The organism is Collinsella aerofaciens (genome assembly GCF_002736145.1).
GTDB lineage: Bacteria > Actinomycetota > Coriobacteriia > Coriobacteriales > Coriobacteriaceae > Collinsella > Collinsella aerofaciens_A.
This window is the reverse complement of the sequence record NZ_CP024160.1, coordinates 1,588,354-1,614,426: the sequence shown is the minus strand read 5'-3', so window position 1 is coordinate 1,614,426 and position 26,073 is coordinate 1,588,354. Positions and strand designations below refer to the sequence as shown.

General features: G+C 61.0%; 24 protein-coding genes. 21 read left to right on the top strand and 3 right to left on the bottom strand.

The features are described from left to right. The first annotated feature begins 138 nt into the window (after window positions 1-138). Together CSV91_RS07105 and CSV91_RS07100 are read left to right on the top strand one after the other, a co-directional pair. Window positions 139-963, top strand: a complete 825-nt coding sequence (locus tag CSV91_RS07105) for a PfkB family carbohydrate kinase (protein WP_099432334.1) — start codon at window positions 139-141, stop codon at window positions 961-963. Next, the gene (locus CSV91_RS07100) at window positions 956-1,282 is read left to right on the top strand and encodes a TIGR04076 family protein (protein ID WP_197736863.1); all 327 of its coding nucleotides are present in this window, start codon (window positions 956-958) and stop codon (window positions 1,280-1,282) included. The genes CSV91_RS07105 and CSV91_RS07100 overlap by 8 nt, the downstream gene beginning before the upstream one ends. 161 nt (window positions 1,283-1,443) lie before the next feature. Here CSV91_RS07100 and CSV91_RS07095 read toward each other — a convergent pair whose 3' ends face one another. The 3 genes from CSV91_RS07095 to CSV91_RS07085 all read right to left on the bottom strand — a co-directional run bounded on the left by CSV91_RS07095 (window position 1,444) and on the right by CSV91_RS07085 (window position 4,743). Continuing rightward, complete coding sequence (locus tag CSV91_RS07095) at window positions 1,444-1,890, bottom strand: low molecular weight protein-tyrosine-phosphatase (RefSeq protein ID WP_099432333.1); 447 nt, start codon at window positions 1,888-1,890, stop codon at window positions 1,444-1,446. 33 nt (window positions 1,891-1,923) lie between these two features. After that, entirely contained in the window at window positions 1,924-3,294 is a 1,371-nt protein-coding gene (locus CSV91_RS07090; RefSeq protein WP_099432332.1) for an ATP-binding protein, read from the bottom strand. 195 nt (window positions 3,295-3,489) lie between these two features. Beyond that, on the bottom strand, window positions 3,490-4,743 hold the full coding sequence (locus CSV91_RS07085) for an MFS transporter (RefSeq protein WP_232049584.1): 1,254 nt from the start codon (window positions 4,741-4,743) through the stop codon (window positions 3,490-3,492). A 161-nt stretch (window positions 4,744-4,904) separates the two neighbouring features. Here CSV91_RS07085 and CSV91_RS07080 point away from each other — a divergent pair, with 161 nt between their 5' ends. From CSV91_RS07080 to upp, 19 genes are all read left to right on the top strand, one after another. Further along, the gene (locus tag CSV91_RS07080; RefSeq protein ID WP_157758009.1) at window positions 4,905-5,852 is read left to right on the top strand and encodes an isopentenyl-diphosphate Delta-isomerase; all 948 of its coding nucleotides are present in this window, start codon (window positions 4,905-4,907) and stop codon (window positions 5,850-5,852) included. 244 nt (window positions 5,853-6,096) lie between these two features. Continuing rightward, window positions 6,097-7,554, top strand: a complete 1,458-nt coding sequence (locus tag CSV91_RS07075; RefSeq protein WP_197736862.1) for an SLC13 family permease — start codon at window positions 6,097-6,099, stop codon at window positions 7,552-7,554. 143 nt (window positions 7,555-7,697) lie between these two features. Continuing rightward, window positions 7,698-9,185 carry a UbiD family decarboxylase gene (locus CSV91_RS07070; RefSeq protein ID WP_099432330.1) on the top strand — a complete coding sequence of 496 codons (1,488 nt, stop codon included), beginning with the start codon at window positions 7,698-7,700 and terminating at the stop codon, window positions 9,183-9,185. 33 nt (window positions 9,186-9,218) lie between these two features. Further along, a complete protein-coding gene (locus tag CSV91_RS07065) occupies window positions 9,219-9,797 on the top strand; it encodes a UbiX family flavin prenyltransferase (protein WP_099432329.1) in 579 nt (192 codons plus the stop codon). Window positions 9,798-9,877: 80 nt separating this feature from the next. Continuing rightward, entirely contained in the window at window positions 9,878-10,747 is an 870-nt protein-coding gene (locus CSV91_RS07060; RefSeq protein ID WP_099432328.1) for a MerR family transcriptional regulator, read from the top strand. A gap of 181 nt (window positions 10,748-10,928) precedes the next feature. Further along, window positions 10,929-12,245 (top strand): ATP-binding protein, encoded by a 1,317-nt coding sequence (locus tag CSV91_RS07055; RefSeq protein WP_232049583.1) that lies wholly within the window; start codon window positions 10,929-10,931, stop codon window positions 12,243-12,245. A 114-nt stretch (window positions 12,246-12,359) separates the two neighbouring features. Next, complete coding sequence (locus CSV91_RS07050) at window positions 12,360-13,229, top strand: hypothetical protein (RefSeq protein WP_147579396.1); 870 nt, start codon at window positions 12,360-12,362, stop codon at window positions 13,227-13,229. Window positions 13,230-13,308: 79 nt separating this feature from the next. Beyond that, complete coding sequence (locus CSV91_RS07045) at window positions 13,309-14,202, top strand: aldose 1-epimerase family protein (RefSeq protein WP_099432326.1); 894 nt, start codon at window positions 13,309-13,311, stop codon at window positions 14,200-14,202. Between the two features lie 280 nt (window positions 14,203-14,482). Continuing rightward, the gene (locus tag CSV91_RS07040; RefSeq protein ID WP_099432325.1) at window positions 14,483-15,409 is read left to right on the top strand and encodes a transporter substrate-binding domain-containing protein; all 927 of its coding nucleotides are present in this window, start codon (window positions 14,483-14,485) and stop codon (window positions 15,407-15,409) included. A gap of 9 nt (window positions 15,410-15,418) precedes the next feature. Further along, window positions 15,419-16,567, top strand: coding sequence for an amino acid ABC transporter permease (locus tag CSV91_RS07035; RefSeq protein ID WP_099432324.1), 1,149 nt, complete (start codon window positions 15,419-15,421; stop codon window positions 16,565-16,567). Window positions 16,568-16,589: 22 nt separating this feature from the next. Further along, window positions 16,590-17,375: an amino acid ABC transporter ATP-binding protein gene (locus CSV91_RS07030; protein WP_099432323.1), complete on the top strand. Its 786-nt coding sequence runs from the start codon at window positions 16,590-16,592 to the stop codon at window positions 17,373-17,375. A gap of 57 nt (window positions 17,376-17,432) precedes the next feature. Then, window positions 17,433-18,860, top strand: a complete 1,428-nt coding sequence (locus CSV91_RS07025; RefSeq protein WP_099432322.1) for a M20/M25/M40 family metallo-hydrolase — start codon at window positions 17,433-17,435, stop codon at window positions 18,858-18,860. 291 nt (window positions 18,861-19,151) lie between these two features. Next, complete coding sequence (gene prfA / locus CSV91_RS07020) at window positions 19,152-20,219, top strand: peptide chain release factor 1 (RefSeq protein ID WP_055252487.1); 1,068 nt, start codon at window positions 19,152-19,154, stop codon at window positions 20,217-20,219. 589 nt (window positions 20,220-20,808) lie between these two features. Beyond that, complete coding sequence (locus CSV91_RS07015; RefSeq protein ID WP_099432321.1) at window positions 20,809-22,059, top strand: N5-glutamine methyltransferase family protein; 1,251 nt, start codon at window positions 20,809-20,811, stop codon at window positions 22,057-22,059. 68 nt (window positions 22,060-22,127) lie between these two features. Then, window positions 22,128-22,313, top strand: a complete 186-nt coding sequence (locus CSV91_RS10275) for a type II toxin-antitoxin system HicA family toxin (protein WP_089573106.1) — start codon at window positions 22,128-22,130, stop codon at window positions 22,311-22,313. Between the two features lie 11 nt (window positions 22,314-22,324). Next, a complete protein-coding gene (locus CSV91_RS07005) occupies window positions 22,325-22,771 on the top strand; it encodes a type II toxin-antitoxin system HicB family antitoxin (RefSeq protein ID WP_157758008.1) in 447 nt (148 codons plus the stop codon). A 134-nt stretch (window positions 22,772-22,905) separates the two neighbouring features. Then, window positions 22,906-23,649: an L-threonylcarbamoyladenylate synthase gene (locus tag CSV91_RS07000; RefSeq protein ID WP_099432319.1), complete on the top strand. Its 744-nt coding sequence runs from the start codon at window positions 22,906-22,908 to the stop codon at window positions 23,647-23,649. A 13-nt stretch (window positions 23,650-23,662) separates the two neighbouring features. Beyond that, a complete protein-coding gene (glpK, locus tag CSV91_RS06995; RefSeq protein WP_099432318.1) occupies window positions 23,663-25,204 on the top strand; it encodes a glycerol kinase GlpK in 1,542 nt (513 codons plus the stop codon). Window positions 25,205-25,328: 124 nt separating this feature from the next. After that, window positions 25,329-25,976 carry a uracil phosphoribosyltransferase gene (upp, locus tag CSV91_RS06990; RefSeq protein ID WP_099432317.1) on the top strand — a complete coding sequence of 216 codons (648 nt, stop codon included), beginning with the start codon at window positions 25,329-25,331 and terminating at the stop codon, window positions 25,974-25,976. The last annotated feature ends 97 nt before the right edge of the window (window positions 25,977-26,073 follow it).

Here is a 26,073-nt window from a genome sequence, read left to right as displayed (position 1 = left end):
GAAAAGGGATCATTTTCCGAAACCTTTCCGCAACAATTTGCACTTCGCACCGCTCGCCTCCGCTCACAACGTCCCCTGCGCTACACTTAGTCGCACTGTGGCGCTGCCGCGCCGCGCCCGAACTAAGGGGGGACTCTCATGAAGAACACTCAGCTGCTGCTGATCAACGATATGTGCGGCTACGGCAAGGTCGCGCTTTCCGCCATGCTGCCGGTGCTGTCGCACATGGGCTACCGTATCCATAACCTGCCGACGGCGCTCGTTTCCGATACGCTCAACTACCCCAAGTTCTACATCCACGACACCACCGAGTACGTGCGTCAAAGCCTCGCTATCTGGGAGGAGCTTGGCTTTGAGTTCGACGCCATCTCGACCGGCTTTATCGTGACCGAGGAAGAGACGCGTATCATCTCGGACTTTTGCCACCGCCGCGCGCAAAAGGGCACCAAGGTGTTCGTCGATCCCATCATGGGCGACAACGGCAAGCTCTATGCCGGCGTGCCCGAGTCCACGATCGGCCTCATGCGCAGTCTGCTCGAGTGCGCCGACTATGCGGTGCCAAACTACACCGAAGCGTGTCTGCTCGCCGATACGCCCATTGCCGAGCAAATCACGCCCGATGAGGGCCGCGCTCTTGTGGATGCCGTGCGTGCCCTGGGCGCCAAGTCGGTGGTCATTACGAGCGCTGTGGTCGACGGTGCGAATGTCGTCATCGGTTACGACCATGTGGCGGGGGAGTACTTCACGATCCCCTTCGACCTGATCCCGGTCTACTTCCCAGGTACGGGCGACACGTTCTCGGCGGTGCTCGTCGGTCGCGTTATGGCCGGTTGGAGCCTGCAGCGCGCGACGAGCGATGCCATGCGCGTGGTAGCCGAGCTTATCGAGCGCAATGCCGACCAAGAGGACAAGTCGGCCGGTCTGCCCATCGAGGCCTGCCTGGACGTGATCGACCATGAGTAACGCTGGCGAGGGCGTCAGGCCTGCGGGCGGGAACAAGCCGCTCGGCGCGCCGCGCGGCAAGCGTCCGCGTATCCGCGTGAGCTGCGTGGACCAGCTGGGTGCGTGCCGCTGCCACCATGGTCACAAGCCGGGCGACGTCTTTGACTTCGACCGAGACCGCGGCAAGATGTGCGCCATGGCCTGCCACGTGGGCTTTCCCTATATCGATATCTTGCGCTATGGCGGAACCGTGCCTGGCAACGAGCCTGGTACGGCAAAGTTCTGCTGCCCCGAGGTCGATACGCTGAACGTCTGGCTTGCCGAGATCGTCGACGAATAGGTGAGCGTGGATAATCTCCCACCGAGAAAATGAGCGTGGATTTTCTCCCGTTTAGAGCGCACTTGAACGCTCAAAGTGGGAGATTTTCCACGCTCATTTTTCATGGGGGAAATTATCCACGCTTGTTTCGCGCCGAAGGCGTGGCCCGCGAGCTCGCTTGCCTACAGCTGCTCGAGCATAGCGGTGCAACCGGCGAGCACATCTCGGTAGGTGGCATCGAAATTGCCGGTGTACCAGGGATCGGCCACGTCGCCGGGGCGCTCGGTCCAATCGAGCAAGCGCGTAATCTTGCCGTCGGGGTCGTCGCCAAAGATGCGACGCAGGCCACGCGCGTTCTCAGCATCCATATAGACAATGTGATCCCAGTCGCCATACTCCGCGTGACGCGCCTGTCGCGCGCGGTGGGCAACGACGGGAATCCCGACCTCGCGCAGCTTGGCGACGGTGCCACGGTGCGGTGGGTTGCCAAGCTCCTCGGTCGAGGTCGCCGCGGAATCGATGACAAACTCGCCCGCGCGCCCAGCGCGGTGCACCAGCTCGGTAAACACCGACTCAGCCATCGTCGAGCGACAGATATTTCCATAGCAGATAAAAAGAATGCGTTGCATGAGCGGTTTCCTTTCTGGGCGGTCGTGCGGGGCTTACAGACTGCCCTTGAGACAGTTTGCTCCGATAAAACCCGCTGCGTACAAGGGGAGGTGGCGTAGCTCGCGCCCGTCATCAGTTTCGCTGCGGGCAAAATTGTTCTCGGACAAAATGTAGGCATATGGCGACCGGGCTTTGTCCATAAACGACCTGAGGGTTCTTGTGCGCACGTTGCGTGCGGACTTTACCTCGACGGGCACAATTTCCATTCGGTCGGTCTGAAGTAGATAATCGAGCTCTCCGCTCGTCTTCCAAGACGACGGCGGCACCCAATAGTACGTCCGCAGACCATTGCTCGAAAATGCCTGCATGACCGAGTTTTCAGCCAGGGCACCTCGAAAGTCGGAAGACAGTGCTATGGCGGAATCCTCTTTGAGGTCGAGCCAGAGCCGCGGGTTGATACCGAGTTTGTAGAACATGAGACCCGTATCGAGAAGATAGACCTTAAAGAAACTTCCGTCTTCGTCGTCGAAGGGAACGAGGGGAGGTTCGATGCCTTCGGTCAGGTTGTTGACCGATATGATGCCGGCGCCTTCGAGCCAGTCGAGCGGCTCGATAAGCTTGGCGCGACGGCCTCCGCGTTCGACCTCGGAGTACTTGAATTTCTTTGTGGACGATCTCAGCAACTGGGACGGAATGGAGCGCCAGACCTTGCGCGCCGCCACGCCGCTGATCCCGTTTTCGGGGTCGGTCATATCGGCGGTGTAGGTCTCGTCGATTTCGCGCTGCTCGACGCGCGCGTCTTCGATGGATAACGTCTTGCGATATGCGTTGACGGCGGCGGGCATGCCGCCCACGATCTGGTATCGATGAAACAGGCTGAGCGCGGCTTGGTGCGCGGCGTAAGCATCGAGCGTGCCGGCGTGGGTACGAACAGCATCGGCCATCTGCTCCTCATCGAGCGCCCAGAGAAACTCCTCGAACGACATGGGATGCATGGTCTCTTGACGAACGCCACTGGGAAAAGGCAACTTGCGCTTGCGCGTGGCGACACCGAGTTGGCTGCCGGTCGCGCATATGCGCCAGCCCGAATCCGAGAAAAAGCGAAGCGAGTTGAGCGCCCGTTCGCAGAGCTGCACCTCGTCAAACAGGATGAAGGCGGTTTCCTTGCGAATGGGGGTGCGTTTATAGTCTGAAATCCGCGCCACGATGGTGTCAACGTCGTCGGTGGAACAGTCGAACAGAGGGGCGATCAGCTCAAGATCGGTCTGAAAGTCGAGTTTGACAAACGCATCGCCGGCGATTCGCCTGCCGATTTCCTCGGCAGCGTACGTTTTGCCTACGCGTCGCGCACCACGGATGAGGAGGGGGCGTGAGGCGTCCTTTGTCGCCCATGATTCGATAACGGATTCGATTGATCTGCGCATGGGGCCGCCTTTCCGATTTCGTGTACTTCAGATACATAGTTTAGTACGATTTCGTGTACTTAAAATACACGAAATCGTAGAAAAGCGTGTATCTGAAATACACGAAATTGCACTGCTGGAGCTTGCAGGCGGATAAACACTACTCGTATGGGACGGTTTTCACCGGTTGCTCGCCACCTTGGGCTATGTTCGCCCCTATGCCTGTATCCGGGGCTGTGCTGATTGACGACGGCGCTCCCGGCGAGCCAGCTTAATCGTCACCAGCGTGAGCGCCCAGGCCACAAGCGAGAACACGGCACCAACCGCGCCCACGTAGGCAATGCCAACGCTGCTTACCACGGCGCCGCCCACCGCAGTGCCAAACGAGATGCCGACGTTAAACGCCATGGGCTCAACCGAACTTGCGAGTACCATCGACTTGGGATGGCGGCTGCGAGCCACGTCCATAAAGTGCGTGATGCACGACACCGAGAACAGGTACATGAGCAACGCCAAGCTAAAGACAAAGACCAGCGCGAGCGGCATGGTGCCGCCCACGGCAAACAGCCCGAGCAGCGCCGCAGCCTGCAGCACAAACGTCACAAGTAGCGCCTTCATGCCAAAGCGCGCATCGATCCATCCGCCCAGGATGTTCGAGATCAGGCAGAACACGCCGTAGGCCATGAGCGTGGTGCTCGCCTGAACAGTGCCCATGCCCAGCACCTGCTCAAGATAAGGCGTCACGTAGCCGTAGAATACGTAGACCGAGCCCACACCAAACAAAAAGATGAGCATGCCGGTGATGATGCTCGGCTCGCGTAGAAGCCCCGCCTGCTCGCGAAAGGTGGCAGGCTCGTCGGTTTGCCCAGCGCGCGGCATAAACGCCACGAGCGCTCCGCAGATCAAAACGGCAAAGGTCAGCGTGCCGTACATGGCCACGTGCCAATCGAGCGTGTCGGCCACGAACTTGCCGATCGAAGTGACAAAGACCATTGCCACGGAAAACGCACCATATACCACCGAGATGGCAAGCGAAGTTTGCTGCGGGGACAGCAACTCGGGGATGTACGTCACGCCCACGGCGAGCAGTGCGCCCGAGACGGATCCCAGGACAATGCGCGAGATAAACAGTACCTGGAAGTTGGGCGCCAACGCCATGACCAGATTGCCGAGCACAAAGATAATGCTGTAGCACACGAGCAGCTGGTAACGACGGAAGCGCCCCGTGCTGAGCGCAAGCACCGGCGTCGCGATGGCGTAGACCAGTGCAAAAACGCTGATGAGCTGGCCCGCAGTGGCAAGCGATATGCCGAGTTCCGTCGCCAAGTCACTTTCGATACCGATGACCACGAACTCGGAGCAGCCGAGCGAGAATCCCAACAGCACGAGCAGCGCCAGGCAGAGCTTGGTGCGCGCGGGGGAGAGCGCGGTGGCGGTTGATTTACTTTTAGACGTGGTTGCGGCGGTCAAGGTTGTCACTCCAATGTCGCATGAATAAGCGGGATTCAATCCCTGCAACTCTAACAGAATGTGTCAGGTGCCCGCCCCCTTTGTCGCAGGCTGCGCTTGCCTGTATAGTCGCAATACAGGCGAAGATGGTCTCAGGTACATCGCGGGCGACAGGAGATCCCATGGGTATGCACACGATAAAGATTGCGGTGGGCGAGGGCGAGTTTGCGCTCGAGGCCCAGCTGATGGTGACGCCGCGGGGCATGGCGGTGTACGCTTGCTCGCCGGAGTACGCGCATCTGGGCGCCACGGCGCAGGCCATTCCGCGTCCCGAGCCCGGCCGCACGGCGACGGTGAGCATCCTGGCCGTTCCGTGCCATCGAGACGAGATTCCGGCGCACGATATCGCGGCGGCGCTGGCCACGCGCTTTGGCGTGCCCGTTACGGCGAGCACAGGTTTTCATGTCGAGCAGGCGAGCAAGGACGACCTGCAGCGCGTGCTCGACACCACCAAGGAGCTCATCGCCGCGCTCGAGGAAGCCGCCACGCGCATTCTGCGTGCCGGCTGGGATGAGGGCGGCGCGGGCGTCGAGGTCGTGGCGGTCGATGCCGCGACCGGCGAGACGCTTGGCCCCGTCGACCGCATCGATGCCCATGCCGATGAGGGCATTCTGCATCAGGCATTTCTGACGCTTCTGGTCGAGGGCCGGGGCGAAGACGCGTGCCTGCTGCTCTGTCGCCGCAGTCCTCTCAAACGACTGTGGGGCGGGGTGCTGGCCGATAGCTGTGCCGGCCATCCGCTCCCCGGGGAGGACGTTACCGCCGCGACGGCGCGCCGCATCAACGAAGAGCTTGGCATCACGCGCGAGCCCGATCAGCTCAAGCACCTCGGACACGTGGTGTACCGCGAGGACCACGGCGACGGCCGCTGCGAGTGCGAATGGTGCGAGGTGTTCGCAGCCCATGTTGAGCCGGGCGAGCTGCATATCAACCAAGAGGAGATCTCGGAGGTGCGCCGCGTGGCCCCGTCCGAGCTCGGCGGCTACCTGCAGGGTCACCCCGAGCAGTTGGCCCCCTGGCTCCGCGAGGCACTCAGCGACCCATCCATCCGTACGGCCCTCGCTATGTAACAAGGGTACAGTTCCTTTGCCATATCCAAACCGTCGCAACATTCGACGAAAATCTCGAAAACGAGGAAAAGCGTCGAATGTTGTGACGGTTTTTGCCCAGAGGATCGCTTCTCATCCAAAAAAATCCGCTTGACTGTATTGCCGCAACACAGCGCAACGTAAGGGGTGTCCGATAACGGGCGCCCCTTTTTAAGTGGCAACGTGGCTGCGAATCCGGAGCGCCCCCAACAAGAAAGGTGGGGAGATGGAAGCGGAAAAGAAGGCGTTTAAGATTACCAAGCGCGAAATTGGCTTTGTGCTGGGTATCGTTGTCTTTTTGCTGGTGAAGTTTCTTCCTTTGGCGGAGCTGAGCTCGACGGTCGAGCTCACGGTCGGCGGTCAGACCTGTCTGGCGTTGACACTCGCCACGGTGGTGTTCTGGGCGTGTGGCGTGGCACAGCCGGGCTTTGTGGGCCTGCTCTATTGCGCGCTGCTCGTTCTGTTTAAGGTGTGCGTGGACGACACGGGCGCCGCGAGCATCTCGGCGACGGTCGCCTCCACGTTTAGCTCGTGGACCAAAGCCACCATGTGGCTCGTCATCGGCGCTTATCTCATCGCCAGCGCGGTCAAGGAGTCGGGCCTGGGCGAGCGCATCGCCTATGCTTTTATGCTCAAGTTCGTGCGCGATGCCAAGTCGCTCATCATCTCGATCTTCGCGCTCACCTTTGTGCTGTCGCTGCTGATTCCGCATCCGTTCCCCCGCGCCTTCCTCATCCTCGCCGTCGTCTCGGTCATCGCCGAGTCCGCCGGCTACGGTGACGACGACCGCGGCAAGCTCGGCTTCCTCGTGTTTGCCGCTGCCGCCCCGGGCTCCATGTTCTTCCTGACGGGCGACTCCACGCTCAACCCGCTCGTTGCGCAGTACAGCGCCGAGGCCGGCGGCATGAGCCCGTCCTTTGTCGACTGGTTCCTGTACATGAGCGTGCCTATGCTGGTCGCGCTGCTGTGCACCCTGTTCTTGGGTCTCTTCCTCTTTAAGCCCAGCAAGGAGCTCGTCTACGATCGCGAGCAGATCGTGGCCAAGCAGGCCGCGCTCGGCAAGCTCTCCGTCAAGGAGATCCGCACCATCGTGTGGCTTGTCATCGCCATTGCGCTGTGGCTCACCGTCTCGGGCGACTATATCGGCTGGGTCACCCTGGCCATTGGCGTCGCACTCGCCATGCCCATCATCGGCGAGGTCCTCACGCCCGCCAGCTGGAACGCCGTCGACATCAAGTCCCTCATGTTCCTGACGGCTGCCATGGCCGTGGGTTCCGTGGGCGGTGCCACCGGCATGAACGCTTGGATCGCCGATGTCGTGCTTCCCAGCTCCGTGCCCGAGAACATCTTCCTGTTCGCCCTGCTCGTCGCCGCGCTCTCCATGATCATCCACATGTTCATGGGCTCGGTCATGGCCGTGCTCGGTGTGTGCGTGCCGGCGTTCATCAGCTTCGCGGCCGGCTCCAGCGTAAGCCCGCTCGCCGTGGCGCTCATCGTCTTCACGTCCATCAACATCCACTACATCCTGCCGTTCCACAACCTGCCGATCCTTATCGGCGAGGGCAAGGACGCCGGCGGCTACACCTCCAAAGAGGCCATGCGCATGGGTATTCCCCTCACCGCGGTCGTCTTTATCGTCGTGCTGGTCGAGGCCGCCTGGTTCCACCTCTTTGGCCTGATGTAAGCGGTCGAGCGCTTGGGCTGTAAGCAGCCGAGTGCTCGAACTGCGAGTGGCCGAGCGTCCCATCTATGAGCGCCGCGGCCCCACTACGTTACCCAGCCCGGCGGCATCCTCGCCGCCGGGCACTCTCCCGAAAGGAGCATGCTATGTCCACTACCGATGCTTCCCAGATCCACGACCTGCGCTCCGCGCTCGACTTTTTGCGCGAGATGCCGGGCCAGCTGCTCGAGACCGACACCCAGGTCGATCCCGATGCCGAGGTCTCGGGCGTCTATCGCCACGTCGGTGCCGGCGGCACCGTTATGCGCCCGACCAAAGAGGGCCCGGCGATGGTCTTCAACAACGTCAAGGGCTTTGACGATGCCAAGGTCTGCATCGGCATGCTTGCCAGCCGCAAGCGCGTTGCCGCCCTGCTCGACCTGGACGAGGAGCACCTGGGCCTCGAGATCGGCAAGCGCTTCGAGAACCTGATCGCGCCTGAGCAGATCGCCGAGGGTGCGCACGTCGACTGCCAGGAGGTCGTGTACAAGGCGACCGACGAGGGCTTTGACCTGCGCAAGATCGTCCCCGCTCCCACCAACACGCCCGTCGACGGCGGCCCCTACATCACCATGGGCCTCGCCTATGGCACGAGCCCCGACGGCTCCCAGTCCGACGTGACCATCCACCGCTTCTCCTGCGTCGACAAGGACAAGCTCGCCATGTGGATCACCCCCGGCAGCCGTCACCTTGGCGCGTTCTTTGACGAGTACTGCCAGCGCGGCGAGGACATGCCCATCTCCATCTCCATCGGCCTGGACCCCGCCGTGTACATGTGCTGCGGTTTCGAGGCTCCCACCACGCCGCTCGGCTTTAACGAGCTGCAGATTGCCGGCGCCCTGCGTGGCCACGCCGTCGAGCTTGCCGACTGCGTCACCGTTCCGCAGAAGTGCATCGCCAATGCCGAGTACGTGCTCGAGGGCTACCTCATGCACGACGAGACCATCAACGAGGACGTTAACGGCCACGGCTACGCCATGCCCGAGTTCCCCGGCTACACCGGCGGCGCCAAGGTCTGTCCGGTGATCAAGATCACCGCCGTCACCACGCGCGTCAATCCCATCATGGAGAGCTGCATCGGCCCTTCGCACGAGCACGTGTCCATGGCCGGCATCCCCACCGAGGCCTCTATTTACAAGATGGTCGAGACTGCTATCCCGGGCCGCCTGCTCAACGTTCACGCTGCCCCCTGCGGCGGCGGCAAGTTCGTTGCCATCATGCAGTTCAAGAAGTCGAGCAAAAATGACGAGGGCCGTCAGCGCAACGCCGCCATGCTCGCTTTCTCGGCATTCTCCGAGCTCAAGCACGTGATCCTGGTTGACGAAGACGTCGACATCTTCGACATGAGCGACGTGATGTGGGCCATGACCACGCGCTTCCAGGCCGACGTCGACCTCATCACCATCCCCGGCTGCCACTGCCACGTGCTCGACCCGTCCAACGACCCCGCGTTCGATTCTTCGATCCGCGAGCACGGCATCGCCTGCAAGGCCATCTTCGACTGCACGGTCCCGTTCAACCTCAAGAAGAACTTCATCCGCTCGCAGTTCATGGAGATCGATACAGATAAGTGGGCAGCAGAGCTTTCTTTCTAGTACGTAGCCCTACCAAGTAGTTAAGGAGTTGTCATGCCTGAGTCTTCTGGCCGTCCCCGTCGCATTGTCGTTGGCGTGTCTGGCGCTAGCGGTGCCACGCTGGGCCTTGAGTGCCTCAAATGCCTGCGTCAGGCCGGTGACGAGTCGGCGCTTGTCGTCACGCGCGGGGGAGAGATCACCATCGAGCAGGAGCTCGGCATGACGCTCGACGAGTATGCCACGCATGCCGATGTGGTCTACGACAACAAGAATATCGGCGCCGCCATCGCAAGCGGCACCTATCCGGTCGACGGTATGATCGTGGCTCCCTGCTCCATGAAGACGCTCGCCGGCATCGCGAGCGGCTACAGCGACAATCTGTTGCTGCGTGCGGCCGACGTGCAGATGAAAGAGCAGCGCCGCCTGGTGCTCATGGTGCGCGAGACGCCCTTCAGCGCCATTCACGTCGACAACATGGCGCGCCTGGCGCGCGTACCGGGCGTCATGCTCATGCCGCCCATGCTCACGTTTTACAACGGCCCCGCCACGCTCGACGACGCGGTGCATCACATCGCCGCCAAGGCACTCGAGGCCGTTGGCGTGTCATGCGCAAACTATAAGCGCTGGTCATAGGCGTCTTTAGGGTAGGATACGAGTAGTGTTTGAGCCCGCTGCCCCTGTGGGCGGCGGGCTTTGGTGTGTCGGGAGGATCTATGCAGACGGGCATGTATGCGATTAGCGAGATGGCGAGCTTGTTTAACGTTTCGCGCCAAACGCTCATCTATTACGACAAGATCGGTCTGTTTAAGCCCGCCGTGGTTAACGAAAAGGGCTACCGTTTCTATTCGCCCACGCAGATCCCGCTCATGCGTCTGATCTGCATGCTGCGCGACCTGGGGCTCGAACTCGACGAGATCGACCGTCTGACCTCGACGTTCGACATTGGCGAGATGACCGATCACCTGCGCTCACGGGTGCAGGCGCTCGATGAGCAGATCGCCGAGCTCAAAGCCGAGCGCGCGAGCGTGCAGGAGCGCCTGAGCTTTTACGACGAGGCGGTTTACTGGCGCGAGCGCGAGGGCAGGCCGGAGCTCAAGCAGTTTGAGCGCCGCTACGTGGTCTTTGAGGAGTTTCCAGGCGATATCGAGCGTGGCCGCTCGATGCTTCACCCCACGCTCATGCGGGCGATTCTGCGCATGCGTACGTTGACGGGCACGCGCCCCATGCGCGGCTGGGGCGCCATGCTACGTCGCGAGGCACTGCATTCCGACGACCCCATCGCCGGCGCCGGCTCCTTTGCCGTGCTGCCGCGCGGTGCCGAGGGGCTACTGCCGAGCGATCCCGCCGAGCTGGCAGAAATCGGCATCGAAGTGCTGCCCGAGGGCACATACCTGTGCATGAGCCGCTGGGGCATGCCGTACGAACCCGAGGGCATTCGTGCCATCGTGGCATGCATGGACGAGCACGCACTCCAGCCCATCGGCAACGCCTTCGACTTTTGCTACCTCGATACCACGAGCTACGACGAGTCCCACCAAGAAGACTTCTGCTGCATCCAAATCCCCGTCACCCTCCAGATGTGACAAAGAGATAGTCCCTTTGTCACATTGACGAGCGGCACCGCGAGTTTGTTTTAAAGCGGAGGAGGCGGCTCATTTCTTATAAACTCGCATTATTTGCAAGTTTGTAAGGTAACATCTTATAAACTTGTAAAATCTGCAAGTTTATAAGATGTTACGTCTGGACGGGCGCTAGGGAGACTCTATGAACATCGTTCGCCGAAGCCGCTATCTTGATCGACTCATTGCTTTTCAGGATACCGACCTCATCAAAATCGTGACGGGTATACGCCGTTGCGGCAAATCCACGTTATTGGACATGATGAGGGAGCACCTGGCGCAACAGGGGGTGCCGGCCGAGCGTTTGCTGACCTTTAAGATGGAATCTCTAGAGTATGCAGGAGTTACAGATTACCTGACGTTTTATCGCATGGTTCGGGAGCGCGTTGACGGTGTCGATCGCCCCTATCTGTTCTTTGACGAGCTCCAGAATGTCGAGGGCTGGGAAAAGGCGGTTAACTCGCTCCGAATCGATTTGCCGTGCGATATCTATGTCACGGGCTCCAATGCCTTTTTGCTATCGAGCGAGCTTGCAACGCTTATCTCGGGCCGGTATATCGAGGTCAAGATGCAGCCGCTCACGTTTGGCGAGTATCTTGATTTTCGCTCGATTGATGCGGTCGTCGCCGAAGGGCTTGGCGAGAGGGTTGAGCTCGTTTCCAAGACGGGCGATCGCCTTAATTCAAACACCGTGCTCGAGCAGTACATAACCTATGGCGGCATGCCGTTTCTGGCTCATGACGAGCCGAGACGCGAACCGTGCCGCGATTACATCCGCAGCCTCTATCAGACGATTGTCGCGCGCGATATCCTATTGCGCGCGACGCGTAGAGGTCGCGGAGCTATCACCAAGCGCGACGTTCTCGAGCGGCTCTGTGCGTATCTGGCAGACAACATCTCCAATCAAACCTCGGTCAACAAAATCGTAGGGACGCTCAACGAATCATCGGGCGGTAAGACCAACGCATCGACGGTGTCGGCGTATATTTACGCTCTGGAAGAGACGTACCTGTTTACCAAGGTAAAAAGGTATGACGTCAAGGGGCGGGAGCTTCTCAAGACAGGCGGTAAATATTACATAGCCGATACGGGAATCCGCAGCTATCTTGACGGATATAGAGGCAGCGATAGCGGAAGGATGCTCGAGAACGTTATCTACAACCAGCTTGTCTTTGAAGGATACGAAGTGTTTTGCGGCCATCTGCGCGCGGGGGAAATCGACTTTGTCGCAATCGGCGAGGGATCGGACCGTAAATATATCCAGGTTACCGAACGGATCGATGCCGAGGCGACCAGAGAGCGCGAGCTGCGACCGCTCAAACTAAACACGCTGGGAAAAATCCCTGATTCGTACGAGAAGATCCTGATCGTCAGGGATGGTGAGCATCCAACAGACATCGACGGCATCAGAATCGTAGGGGCGGTCGACTTCTTGCTGAGAAACAAGATCGCCCACGGCTAAACGCAAAATGTGACAAAGGGATAGTCCCTTTGTTACATTCCATGCGAGCCGCCGTGCCATCTGGGGGTATAAGGCTGGCAAGTGTTTATTTGCGAGGCCAAGGGGGCGCCCCGTATGGATATTGATAACTTTGAATGGTGGTATAGCGAGGGCGAGGCTCCGGACGAAGAGTGGGACGAGCCCGCGCCGCGTGACGTGTCGAGCGACGAGGACGAGACCGGCAACGTCGTCGCCGCCGACTCGGACGCCGCCCTCGACCCCGTCGAGCCCCTAACCTTTGAACAGGCCTGGGCCCAGGCCGAGGCAGACGAGGCCAAGGCCGACGCTACGGCCACGCTCGGCGAGCCAGCCGACATGTCCATCTCGCCGGCAAAGACCCCGCAGCCGCGTCACACCATCGATCCCGGCAGCACGGCGTCCTTCAGCATTCTCGACGTGCCCTCGCAGGGTGCCCAGGCGCCCGCGCCCACGCATCGCCCCAATCTGTCTCGCGAGGAAGATGCAGGACGTCGTTCTCCGCTTGGCCCCATCCTTATCGCCTTCATGGCCGGCGTTATCGCCTGCTCAGCAATTGGAAACGTCTGGAGCCATGTCGAGCAACAGCGAAAAGACGCCGCCAAGGTCGAGATGTCCGTCGAGCAATCGCTCGGTCGTACGCGCTCGGTACATGTGTCGGTCGAGGTCAAGGACGGCGCGACGTGGGACACCGCGCGCGGCGACAGCCAAATGCTCATCCACATCGTGGGGCGCACGCTCAAAGGGCAGACGATTGACGAGTATCAATATGTCAACTCCGCTGGTGACGGCATCGAGCTCAAGCCTGGCGACTACGAGCTCACGGTCGATGAACCGCCCGTCGCCACCGACGGCACGCGCTTCCGCGCCTCAAAGCGCATGGTCCCCGCGAGCTTTAACTCACAGGCGCCCGACACGGTCGACACCACACCGCAGGGCGGGTTTGACCTTTACGCAATCGCTCAATAACTGCGCCTGCCGCTTCTCCTTGCCGCCAAGAGTGGGACAATAGCCCTCGACACTGTTGTTTACTTTTGGAGGAAGTAGCATGTCCACCGTCACCACCATCAAGCGCGGCGGCCTCACCGCGGCCATCGATTCCATGGGTGCCCAGCTCACGAGCCTCGCCCTCAACGGCAACGAGTATCTGTGGCAGGGCGACCCGGCCTTTTGGGGCAAGCACGCGCCCATTCTGTTCCCCATCGTGGGATCGCTGCGCAACAACACGGCGACGTCTGCGGCCGGCACCTGCGAGATGCCGCGCCACGGCCTCGCGCGCATCGTCGAGCACAAGCTGGTCGAGGTCTCCGAGGACGGCTCGTCCGTCACCTACGAGATCACCGACACGCCCGAGTCGCTCAAGGCTTTCCCGTTCCACTTTAAGCTCAACATGACCTATGCCCTGACTGGTGACGCCACGCTTACCCAGACCTTTGCCGTCACCAACACCGGCGACGTGGACCTGCCGTTCTCGGTGGGCGGCCACCCCGCGTTTAACGTGCCCGTCTCCGGTGCCGAGGACGAGACGTTCGAGGATTACGAGCTGGCATTTACCGAGGCTTGGACCAACGAGGCCCCCATCATCACGCCCGATGGCCTCATGACGTTCGAGGGCAGCTACAAGGCCCCCGATAACTCGGACGTGCTGCCCATCACGCACCGTAGCTTCGATAACGACGCCATCATGTTCACCGATACCCCGGGCTCCACGCTCACGCTGCGCGGTCGCAAGTCGGGCCACGGCGTCAAGATCGACTTTGAGGGCTTTAAGTACATCGGCGTGTGGTCTGCCGCCAACGATGCTCCGTTTGTGGCGCTCGAGCCCTGGACCGGTCATACCACCATGGACACCGAGGACGACGTCTTTGAGCACAAGGTCAACACCATTACGCTGGCGCCGGGCGAGACGGACGTCCGCAGCTTTAGCGTCACCTTGCTCTAGAGGTTCCGCCGTTCTGACGAACGGCGGGCCGGTCGACGCTGCGCGCTACCCAGAGCGACAATTTGTCATTCAAAAGGCATGGCATGACCAGAAGGTCTATGCCTTGCCTTTTTCATGCCAACTTGTTCGCTCTGGGCGGCGCTCGCTGGCATTGCCAAAACATCGACGCTCCCAATGACTACCGTGTGTCTATTAATTTTTCGAGCTTGTGCTGCGCTGCTGGTCGCTGGCGTATATCCTGTAAAGTCGTCAGCATACGATTCAACAGGGAAGGCAGATTATGCATTCTCCCCATCAACGCGACGCGCATCCACAGCCGGTATGCAGCCGTCGCATCTTTTTGGGTAGCGCTCTCGCTGCGAGCGCTTCTGTCGTCGCCGGCGCACTTGCCGGTTGCCAGCGCCCCTCCACGCTGGAAGTAGTTCAGCCCACGACGGGCGGCGGTCGCGACGACCTGTCCGATTCCGTTATCGGCAAGGACAAGATCCGCATCGGTATGGAGGCAGCCTACGCCCCGTACAACTGGCAAGTTTCCGAAGCCAGCGAGTACACCATCCCCATCGACAACGTGCAGGGCGCCTATGCCGATGGTTACGACGTGCAGATCGCCAAGATTGTCTGCAAGGCTCTCGGTGGCGAGCCCGTTGCCGTCAAGCAGAGCTTCTCGGGTCTTATCGATTCGCTCAACAACGGCCAGATCGATCTCATCATCGCCGGCATGAGCGCCACGCCCGAGCGCGAGGAGTCCGTCGGCTTTTCCGACCCGTACTTCATCGGCTACTTTGGCCTGTTCGTAAAAGAGGGCTCGCCCTACCAAAACGCCACCAAGCTCAGCGACTTTAGCGGCGCTACGGTGCTCGGCCAAAAGGACACCATGCTCGACACTGTCATCGACGAGATCCCGGGTGTTGTGCACAAAAACCCGGTCGACTCCGTCCCCACGGTGTTCTCGAATCTGCTGCAGGGCACGTGCGACGCCGTGACCTACAACACCGAGAATGAGAAGGGCTATATGGCCCAAAATCCCGGTATCGTCCCCATCCATTTTGCCGAGGGCGAGGGCTTTAAGCAGGAGGTCACGGCAAATGTCGGCTGCCGCAAGGGCTCGGACAAGCTGCTTAAGCTCATCGACAAGACACTCAAGGGCATTAGCCAAGAGGAGCGCGACCAAATGTGGGACGCGTGCCTCGACCGTCAGCCGGCATAGGGAGGCAGCATGAAAACCATCAATCGCCTGGCCTCCTTTATCAAGGCCGACCACCGTTATGTATACCTGGGCACGAGCGTTATCGCGGCGCTCGGCCTGGCATTTAGCCAACGCAACCCCACGCCGCTGAGCTTCTTGGCGCCTACGGGCGTGTTCCAAGACTGCCTCTGGGCGATCCTTTGGGCCTGGCTCGTCGTGTCGGCGGCGGCGCTGGTCACCAAGCTTATGCACTGGAGCGACTATCGCGAAACGTCGCCGTTCGCATCCGAGCGCTTCCGTCGCGGCGCGCGCCTGGGCAGCTATGTCGTGGTCGCCATCGCGGCGATCTTTTTCGCGGACCGCTGCGTCATGTCGTTTATCGATTTGGTGCAGGTGAGCATTGTCTCGGACTCCAACCCCAGCGACTTTTTGTCGAGCCTGGTCTACATGACCTACAAGAGCGGCGACTTCTTCATTCGCGGTATCGAGATCACCATCGCGCTCGCCACCTTCGGCACGGTCATCGCATTCTTCCTGGCACTGCTCTTTGTGTTCCTGCGTATTCAGACGTTCGACCGCGTGGATAACGACCTGGTGCGCTTCTTTAAGAGTATCGGCCGCGGCTTTGCGACCGTCTACTCCACCATCGTGCGCGGTACGCCCATGATGGTCCAGGGCCTGCTCATCTATTACGCGGGCTTCACCGTTTTGCGCGGCATGGGCTTCGAGACCGCCCAGGCCAACCAGATCTGGAGCACCTTTACCGCTGGCCTCGTCACCATCTCGCTCAACTCCACCGCCTACATGATGGAGGTCCTGCGCGGCGGCATCGAGTCCATCGATCCCGGCCAGGCCGAGGCAGCACGCTCGCTGGGCCTGTCGCAGTGGCAGGCTATGCGCAAGGTCGTGTTCCCCCAAGGCATTAAAAACGCGATTCCGGCGCTCACCAACGAGCTCATCATCAACATCAAGGACTCGTCGGTGCTCTCGGTCATCGGCGTGTTCGACCTTATGTACGCTACTACCACGGTCGCCGGCGTGTACTACCGCCAGATGGAGGTCTACTGCGTGGCGCTCGTGGTCTACCTGATCCTGACACTCGTGGCGAGCCGCCTGCTCGAAGCCTTTGGCAAAAAGCTGGGCGCCGAGGCCCCTGCCACGCTGCCCAGCTCCAACTAGGCGCAAGACGAGGAGAATCATCATGGCAGATACCGCCACTACCGGCGTTGCGGCCGCCGCACAGACCAATGAGCCGCTCATCCGCGTCGAGGGCCTGCGCAAGAGCTTCGGCTCGCTCGAGGTGCTCAAGGGCATCGACCTGTCCGTTAACCCCGGCGAGGTCGTCACCATTATCGGCGCCTCGGGTTCGGGCAAGTCGACCTTCCTGCGCTGCCTCAACCTGCTCGAGACCCCGGACGCGGGCCACATCTGGTTCCACGGCCAGGACCTCACGGCCGAGCGCTGCAACATCAACAAGCTGCGCGAGGACATCGGCATGGTGTTCCAGGGCTTTAACCTGTTCAACAACATGGATGTGCTCGACAACTGCACGCTCGCGCCCGTCACGCTCAAAAAGATGAGCAAGGCCGAGGCTGAAAAAATTGCGATGGAGCATCTGACGAGCGTGGGACTCGAAAAGTTCGCGCACGCCGCCGTGGGTCGTCTGTCCGGTGGTCAAAAACAGCGCGTGGCCATCGCCCGCGCCCTGTGCATGAACCCGCAGATCATGCTGTTTGACGAGCCTACCTCTGCGCTCGATCCCGAGATCGTGGGCGAGGTGCTCGACGTTATGCGCAAGCTCGCCGCCGACGGCATGACCATGGTCGTCGTTACCCACGAGATGGCCTTCGCGCGTACCGTGTCCGACCGCGTGGTCTTTATGGACCAGGGCGTGGTGCTCGAGGACGCCGCGCCGGCTGAGCTCTTTGGCAATCCTAAGCACCAGCGCACCCGCGAGTTCCTCTCGCGTTATCTCAACGACAAATAATGCAAGCGAACGTGGCAAAGGGACCGCCTCTTTGCCACGTTGTTTTTGGAGGAAGGCATGGCCGAGGTTTGGCGCTTCTTTGCGCACGAGGATGATTTTGCCGATATCGACGAGGTCGGCGCGTGCGAGCGCCTGGGCCGCGTGCTGTCGTTTCCGACGATTTCGAGCATGGATGCCCAGACGGTGGACTGGCAGGCGTTTGCCGACCTGCGCGCCTATATGCAGCAGGCCTGGCCGCGCGTGTTTGCGGCGGGCGAGGTCGAGCTCATCGACCATTCGCTGCTCGTGACGCTTGCCGGCATCGACCCCGCCCTCAAGCCGGTCATGCTCATGGGCCACATGGACGTGGTTCCCGTGGTGCCGGGCACCGAGACAGACTGGACGCACAATCCCTTTAGCGGGCACGTGGACGACACCTATATTTGGGGTCGCGGCGCCATCGATATGAAAGACCAGGTCGCAGGCATCCTGGAGGCCGTTGAGTATGCGCTGGCGCACGGCTGGCAACACGAACGAACCCTGCTGCTGGCCTTTGGCCAGGATGAGGAGACCACGCAGTGCGGCGCGGGTGCCATTGGCCGCGTGCTCGAGGAGCGCGGCGTTGAGCTTGAGTACCTGATCGACGAGGGTGACTATCGTATCGTTGAGGCTGCCGAGTACGGCGCAGGCGAGGGTTGGCTTATGCATGCCGATCTTGCCGAGAAGGGCTATGCCGATATCGTGCTCAGGACGAAGAGCGAGGGCGGGCATTCTTCCAACCCTTACGGTGGCACGTCGCTCGAAGTGCTCAGCCGCGCTATTGCCGCGATTTGCGATATCGAGTGGCCGGCGCGTGTGACCGATCTGCTTGCCGCGCAGCTCGTCGAGCTGGGGCTTTATACCGCAGACGAGATTGCTGCCAGCAAGGATGCCATCGTGCGCGACTGCCTTGCCAGCAAAAAGCTGTACCCGCTTGTGACCACCACCTGTGCGCCCACGCAAATCGAGGGCGGCAGTACCGGTGCCAACGTAATGCCGCAAGATATGTGGGTCAATATCAACTTCCGCATGCTCGAGGGTACGAGCGTGGCCGATGTCGTGGCCTGCTGCCGCGAGGCCGTTGCCACCGCTGGGCTCGCCGGCCGAGTCGAGGTCGAGCTGGGCCCCGGCAGCTCCGAGCCCTCGCCGTCCCCGCGCGTGGGCGGTCCGGGGCTCGAGGCCGTCCGCGCCATCGCCGCCCGCTATTTCCGTGATCCCAAGCCGACGGAGGAAAACGGATCGTCTGCGGTGGGCCAAGAGCCGATGAGCATCGTGCCCTCGACCGTGATTGGTGCAACCGATGCCGCCAACTACCAGCGCATTTGCCACGAGTGCATCCGCTTCTCCGCCTTTGTGGTCGACGATGACGAATGCGACCGCGGCGTCCACGGCACCAACGAGCGCATCACCCGTCGCGCCTACCTCCAGGGTGTTCGCTTCCTCATCGCCCTGCTTCAAACGCTCTAGAATGTGACAAAGCGACGCTCCCTTTGTTAGCCGTTGGGGACGTTCTTAAACGACTAGCCGTTAAGGAACGTCCCCAACGGCTACGTCCACTCATTCCGTGCGGGTTATATGCAGGTTTGCCTGCGCACGCTATCATGTATGGGTTAGACCGCAACTATGTACCCCGTACGCGAAGGGATGCGCATGTATCTGAAGATCGACATGTTCTAGCTGGACTTACCCCCGCAGTGGCGCCGTGCGCCCCATCAATTCTGCCGATTTTCACCTTCACGCATATAAAGGAGTCCCGTCATGCGCGACAAGCTCGAAAAGATCATCAAGGCCTACGAGGAGCTCGAGAAGAAGCTTTCCGACCCGGCCGTCGCCTCCGATATCAAGGAGTTCACGCGTCTCAACAAGGAGTACGCGCACCAGTCCGACCTCATCGCCGCCTCGCGCGAGTACATCGGCGCGCTCGATGACATCGAGGCTGCCAAGGAAATGCTCCACGATACTACCGATGCCGATGAGAAGGAGATGCTCCAGATGGACATCTCCGAAAACGAGGCCAAGCTTCCCCAGCTCGAGGAAGACATTAAGTACATGCTCATTCCGAGCGACCCCAACGACGACAAGAACACCATCGTCGAGATTCGCTCCGCCGCCGGTGGCGACGAGGCGGCCATCTTTGCCGGCGATCTGTACAAGATGTACCAGCGCTTCTGTGAGTCGCGCGGCTGGAAGACCACCGTGCTCGACTCCAGCCCCAGCGAGGCCGGCGGCTTTAAGTCTATCGAGTTCAAGGTCGAGGGCGACCGCGTCTACTCCGTCATGAAGTTCGAGTCCGGCGTGCACCGCGTCCAGCGCGTTCCCAAGACCGAGTCCCAGGGCCGTATCCAGACCTCCACGGCGACCGTCGCCGTACTTCCCGAGGCCGAGGAAATCGACGTCCAGATCAACCAGTCCGACCTGCGCATCGACACCTACTGCGCCTCCGGCCCTGGCGGTCAGTGCGTTAACACCACTTATTCCGCCGTGCGCATCACCCACCTGCCCACCAACACCGTGGTGCAGTCGCAGGAACAGCGCTCCCAGATCCAGAACCGCGAAGTCTGCATGCAGATGCTGCGCGCCCGTCTGTACGAGATGGAGCTCGAGAAGCAGCAGGCGGAGCTCGGTGCCGAGCGCCAGAGCCAGATCGGCCACGGCAACCGTTCCGAGAAGATCCGTACCTACAACCAGCCCCAGGACCGCGTGACCGATCACCGCATCGGCTTCAACTCCACCTACAACGGCGTCCTTCTGGGCGACCAGCTCGGCACCGTCATCGAGGCGCTCGCCGCCGCCGAGCGTGCCGAGAAGCTGGCACAGGCAGTCTAAGTTCCGCCGTTCAACCGAACGGCGGACCAGCCGACGCTGCGCGCCGTCCAGAGCGACAATTTGTCATTCAAAAGGCAAGGCATGACCAGAAGGTCTATGCCTTGCCTTTTTCATGCCAACTTGTTCGCTCTGGACGTCGCTCGCTGGCATTGCCAAAACATCGGCGTTTCCTTGGTTGTCAAATGATCCGTAGGGAGTCATTGGTGACATTGCCTTGATATTTTATTCAGCCGGCTGTGATGTCATTTGAGCTGCTTACCTGCTTAAGGCAATTGACGGCATAAGTCCGCTATCGAAAATATTGCTCAAAATATCGTTCAAGAAGTCGCAGTGCATTTTTTGATGCGTCGTGCGTCAAGTGATTTGGCAAGTTCTTGGTTAGATATTGGTCAGTTTTGGGTCAACCTTGCCAAAAGCTTGACGAATGCAAATTTAGACGTCAGCGAATGAACACTTTGAGCAAGCCCGGTACAAAAATCTGGGCTGATTCTCGATAATTGCCTTTAATCGTCCCTTGCCAAGCGCTGGCCTCGCGTACAATCTGCTCCGACATTCGCGCGCCGCCCGGCGCTTAAGAGGGGAGGGCCCCATGGCAAACGAGATCTGGACCATCAAGCGTTGTCTCGAGTGGACCAAGGAGTACCTGGCCGAGCGCGGCGAGGAGCATCCCCGTCTTTCTGCCGAGTGGCTGCTGTGCGCGGCCACGGGCCTGGCGCGTATCGACTTGTATATGCGCATGGACGAGACGCTTAACGCGGCCCAGCTCGAGACCATGCACGCGGCCGTCGTTCGTCGCGCCAAAGGCGAGCCGCTGCAGTATATCACCGGCAGCACGCAGTTTCGCATGATCGATGTCGCGTGCGCCCCCGGCGTGCTCATCCCGCGCCCCGAGACCGAGATGCTCGTCGAAGAAGTCTTGAACTATCTGGATACCGAGGTGCTGAGCCCCGAGGTCGCTGCCCGTCAGCGTGTTGAGCTGCCTTGGAACGATGAGGTCGAGCAGGCCCGCAAAGCCGAGGCGGCGCTGGCCGACGAACGCGCGACCGCCGAGCGTCGTGCTGCCAACCTGACGGCCGCCGATGAGGCTGCGCTGGGTAGCGACGTGCTCGGTAGCCGTGCCTATGCCGAGGAGCTGGCCGACCGCGAGGCCGAGGAAGCCGCCGCGCAAGCAGCAGAAGCCGAAGCCGCGGAAGCCGCCGAGCCCGAGCTCGACGAATACGGCATCGCCATCGAGGGTGCCGACCAGAAGACGGCTTCAGCTCAGGATGCCGCTGCGCCTGCCCCAGCCGAGCCCCGCACTGCCCGCGTTCTCGAGGTCGGCTGCGGCACGGGCTGTATCTCGCTCTCGATCGCCTGGGAGCGTCGCGGCCACGTCACCTGCACTGCTACCGATGTCGAGCCGCGCGCCATCGACCTTGCTACCAAAAACCGCGATGCGCTTGGCCTCACGTCCGACGAGGTTGCCTTCAGCCTCACGAACCTGGTGAGCTCCATTCCCCGTGAAGAGTGGGGCACCTTTGACGTACTCGTCTCCAACCCGCCCTACATCCCCACCGATGTCATGCGCTCACTGCCGCACGAGGTCAAGGACTTTGAGCCCGATCTGGCGCTCGAGGGTGGCGCCGACGGCCTCGATATCTTCCGCCGCCTGCTCAACGCGGCGCCCTACATGTTGCGCGCCGGCGGCCTCTTTGCCTGCGAGCTCTACGAGGGCGCGCTCGACGCTGCGGCCGAGCTCTGCCGCCAGGCGGGCCTTTCGGACGTGCGCATCGTCCACGACCTCACCGATCGCCCCCGCATCGTCCGAGCCATCGTCACCGAGCCCAAACAGCGCCAGTAATATTTATTAACTGGTTAGCAAAAATTATAAAGTAGTTTATAATTAGGACGGCTGAAAGAGGTCGGCCCATGCAACCCCCTACCTTTCGGGAAATCATTGCCCTACTCAAGCACGATGGATTCGTGAAGGTCGCGCAAGTCGGTAGTCATGCTAAGTATGTTTCTGGTGACCGTGTTGTCACCGTGAACGGCTCTGGTGGCGATCGACCAAAGAAGGGCACATGGGCAAGTATTCGTCGCCAAGCTGGATGGTAGTTGGAGGCAAAATGAGGCAGCGATTTACCTATGACTGCGTTCTCATAAAAGAAGACGACGGTTACTGCGCCAGCTTCCCGCAGATTCCCGGCGCCTTTGCCGATGGCGATACGCGCGAAGAAGCGATTGCCCATGCCACCGAGGCACTGATGGCGTTTTTGGCCGATGACCTCAACAACGGTTTGACTCCGGCGGGGTACGAACGCTCGGCCGAGGTCGTGGCCCTTTCAGTCGAAATCGACCACGAGGACGCTCGGGAAGCGGCGTGCCGAACATTTAAAGACGCAGCGCTGGACCTCAAAGTCTCCGCACCGCGGATCACCGCGCTGGTCAAAGCCGGCAAACTCGATGTTGAGCTTGTCGACGGCCGTCGGATGATAACGATAAACAGCATCGAGCGCTACGCCGCCCAAGAACGTCACGCCGGAAGACCAAAGAAGTTCGTAGCCGTCCAATAACCCCCTCACTTTCACCGACTACTACGGCCGCTCACCAAACCAACATGCGCTCTGGGCAAATGGGTTAAACGTTTCGTGCGAAAATGCCCCTCAGCAAACAAACATTTACTAGAGCGTAAGGGGCTGGCATACGCATGCAGACGGTCTATCGGGTATACGAGGGAACGCGCGAGCCGCATCGGCTTGCCGTCGAGCGCACGGCCGAGGTGCTCGGCCGCGGCGGCCTGGCCCTGATCCCGACCGAGACAGTCTACGGTGTCGCCGTGGCGGTCAACGTCTTCTCCGATGCTGTCCCCCAAGATACAAGCGAATTCCCATCGTGGTCGCGCGATCCGCAGACTGCCGTCAATGGCGCCGCAGTCCCTGCGCTCGGTACCGGCTATCGCCGTATCTTCACTCTCAAGCAACGTGAACTCACGCAAACTGTGGCTTGGCTGGTCGATGGTGTCGAAGCACTCGACCGCTATGGCGTGGATATCCCGGAAGATGCCCGCGTACTCGCGCGACGATGCTGGCCGGGAGCCCTGACCATCGTGGTCAAGGCAGCCCCCTGCGTGCCGACCTTTATGCGTGCTGCCGACGACACCGTGGCCCTGCGCGCTTCGGCCTCTCCCGTGGTCCAAGCGCTCATCCGCTCCTGCGGCAGTCCACTTGCCTGCACGAGCGCCAATACGCACGGCGCACCCTCGCCGGCAAGCTTTGCCGCCGTCGAGGGTCGCATCCTGGAGGGGGTCGATGTTGCCGTCGACGCCGGTGAGACCCCGTGTCGCGACGCCTCGACCATCGTGTCGTTTCAGCACGGCGAGCTCCAGATCCTGCGCCAAGGCGCACTTCCCGCATCAGAGATCGAACGGGTCCTGTCCGACCCGATGCAATAGAAAGGTTTAAGCGATGTCGTTGAATCTGGGCAGCCTGGGCATGGAAGATGCCTCGTTTGACTTTGGCGGTTCCTACATCATGGCGCTCGACTGCGGCACCACCTCGGTACTTGCGACCATCGTCGACGAGTACGGCTGCATCGTCGCGCAGGCACGTCGCAGCGTCAAAACCAGCTTCCCGCGTCCCGGTTGGGTAGAGCAAGACCCCATGGCGGTCCTTGCCAGCCAGATCGCGGTCATGATGGAAGTCCAGTTTAAGAGCGGTATCCACTCCGACCGCATTGCCGCCATCGGCATCTCCAACCAGCGCGAGACCACGGTGGTCTGGGACCGTGTGAGCGGTCAGCCGATCTATAACGCCATCGTATGGCAGTGCCGCCGTACCGCACCTCTGATCGACGAGCTGGTCGAGCAGGGCGCAGAAGGGCTGGTGCGCTCCCGCACGGGACTCACGCTCGACCCGTATTTCTCGGCCTCCAAGGTGCAGTGGATTCTCGACAACGTCGACGGCGCACGCGAAAGCGCGGCGGCGGGCGACCTCATGTTTGGCACCATCGACACCTGGCTCATCTACAACCTCACCGGCGGCCAGGTCTTTGCCACCGACTACACCAATGCCAGCCGCACGGCACTCTTTAATATCCATACGCTCGATTGGGACGACGACCTGCTGGCACTCTTTGACGTTCCACGTTCCATGATGCCCGAGGTTCGCTGGAGCTCGGGCGACTACGGCCGCGTCGCGAGCGACATCATGACCAACATGCCGCCCATCATGGGCGTGGCGGGTGACCAGCAGGCGTCGCTGTTCGGCCACTGCTGTTTCCGTCCCGGCCAGACCAAAAACACCTATGGCACTGGCTGCTTTATGCTCATGAACACCGGCGACGAGATCGTCGAATCCAAGAATGGCCTGGTCTCCACCATCGGTATCGCTGCGGACGGCAAAGTCAGCTATGCGCTCGAGGGCTCTATTTTTGCCGCCGGCTCAACGATGAACTGGCTTCGCAACAACATGGGCATCATCTCGAGCGTGAGCGAGTCGGCACAACTCGCCGCTTCGATTAGCGACAACGAGGGCTGCTACTTCGTTCCCGCCTTTGCGGGTTTGGGTGCTCCCTGGTGGGACCCGCATGCTCGCGGTATCGTGTGCGGTCTGACCGGCGCCTCGAGCCGTGCGACCATCGTACGTGCCGCCTGCGAATCCATGGCATATCAGAGCTACGACGTGCTGCGCGCCATGGAGCAGGACGTGGGGCTTTCGATCGAGCGCCTGTCTGTCGATGGCGGTGCCTCGCGCAACGAGTTCATCATGCAATTCCAGGCCGACCTGCTGGATATCCCCGTGCTGCAATGCGAGACGGTGGAGACCACGGCAATCGGTGCCGCGTACTTGGCGGGTCTTGCCGTCGGCTATTGGGAAGACCTGGAAGAGCTGGAGCAAAATGCCCAGATCGTTAGGACCTTCCTTCCCCACATGTCCGCCGAGCGCCGCGAGCAAAACCTTGCGGGCTGGCGTGATGCAGTCAAGCGCTCGCTCAGTACCGCACAGTAGGGCCGCGATGAGCTGCTCGATACAACAAACCGCTAAACTAATGCATGGCGTGCGGTAGCGACATTGCTGCGCGCCCTTGTCAGCAAGGCCGTTTTGCGGCCGCAACGAAAGGGGCAATCAACCCATGACCGTCACCTACGATGCGTCCCGTGTGACGCTTGTCGATCACCCGCTCGTTCAGCACAAGCTGTCGATCCTGCGCGATAAAAACACCGGCACCAACCAGTTCCGCCAGCTCGTGCGCGAACTCGCGCTTTTTGACGGCTACGAGGCCATGCGCGACCTGCCTATGGAAGACGTCGAGGTCGAGACCCCCATCACTACCGCCACGTTCAAACAGCTTGCCGGCAAGAAACTCGCCATCGTGCCCATCCTGCGTGCGGGCCTTGGCATGGTCGACGGCATCCTCGACCTGGTGCCCTCCGCTCGCGTGGGCCACATCGGCATGGAGCGCGACGAGGTCACCCACGAGCCGCACGAGTATTACTGCAAGATGCCCAAGGATATCGACCAGCGTATCTGCCTGGTCGTCGACCCCATGCTCGCCACGGGCGGTTCGGCCGAGATGGCCATCAGCTACCTGCGCGAGCGCGGTGTCAAGGACATCCGCATGCTGTGCATCGTCGCGGCCCCCGAGGGTCTCAAGTCGCTGACCGAGAAGGACCCAGATGTGCATATCTATACCTGCGCCATCGACGACCATCTCAACGAGGCTGCCTACATCGTTCCCGGCCTCGGCGACGTCGGCGACCGCATCTACGGCACGCTCTAGTCGCTGGGCTAAGACGGCCGCGGCTGCAAATACGAAGAAACGGTGCGCGCGGACGAACAAAAGGCGACCGCGCGCACTCCTGTTAACGGACGTTTTG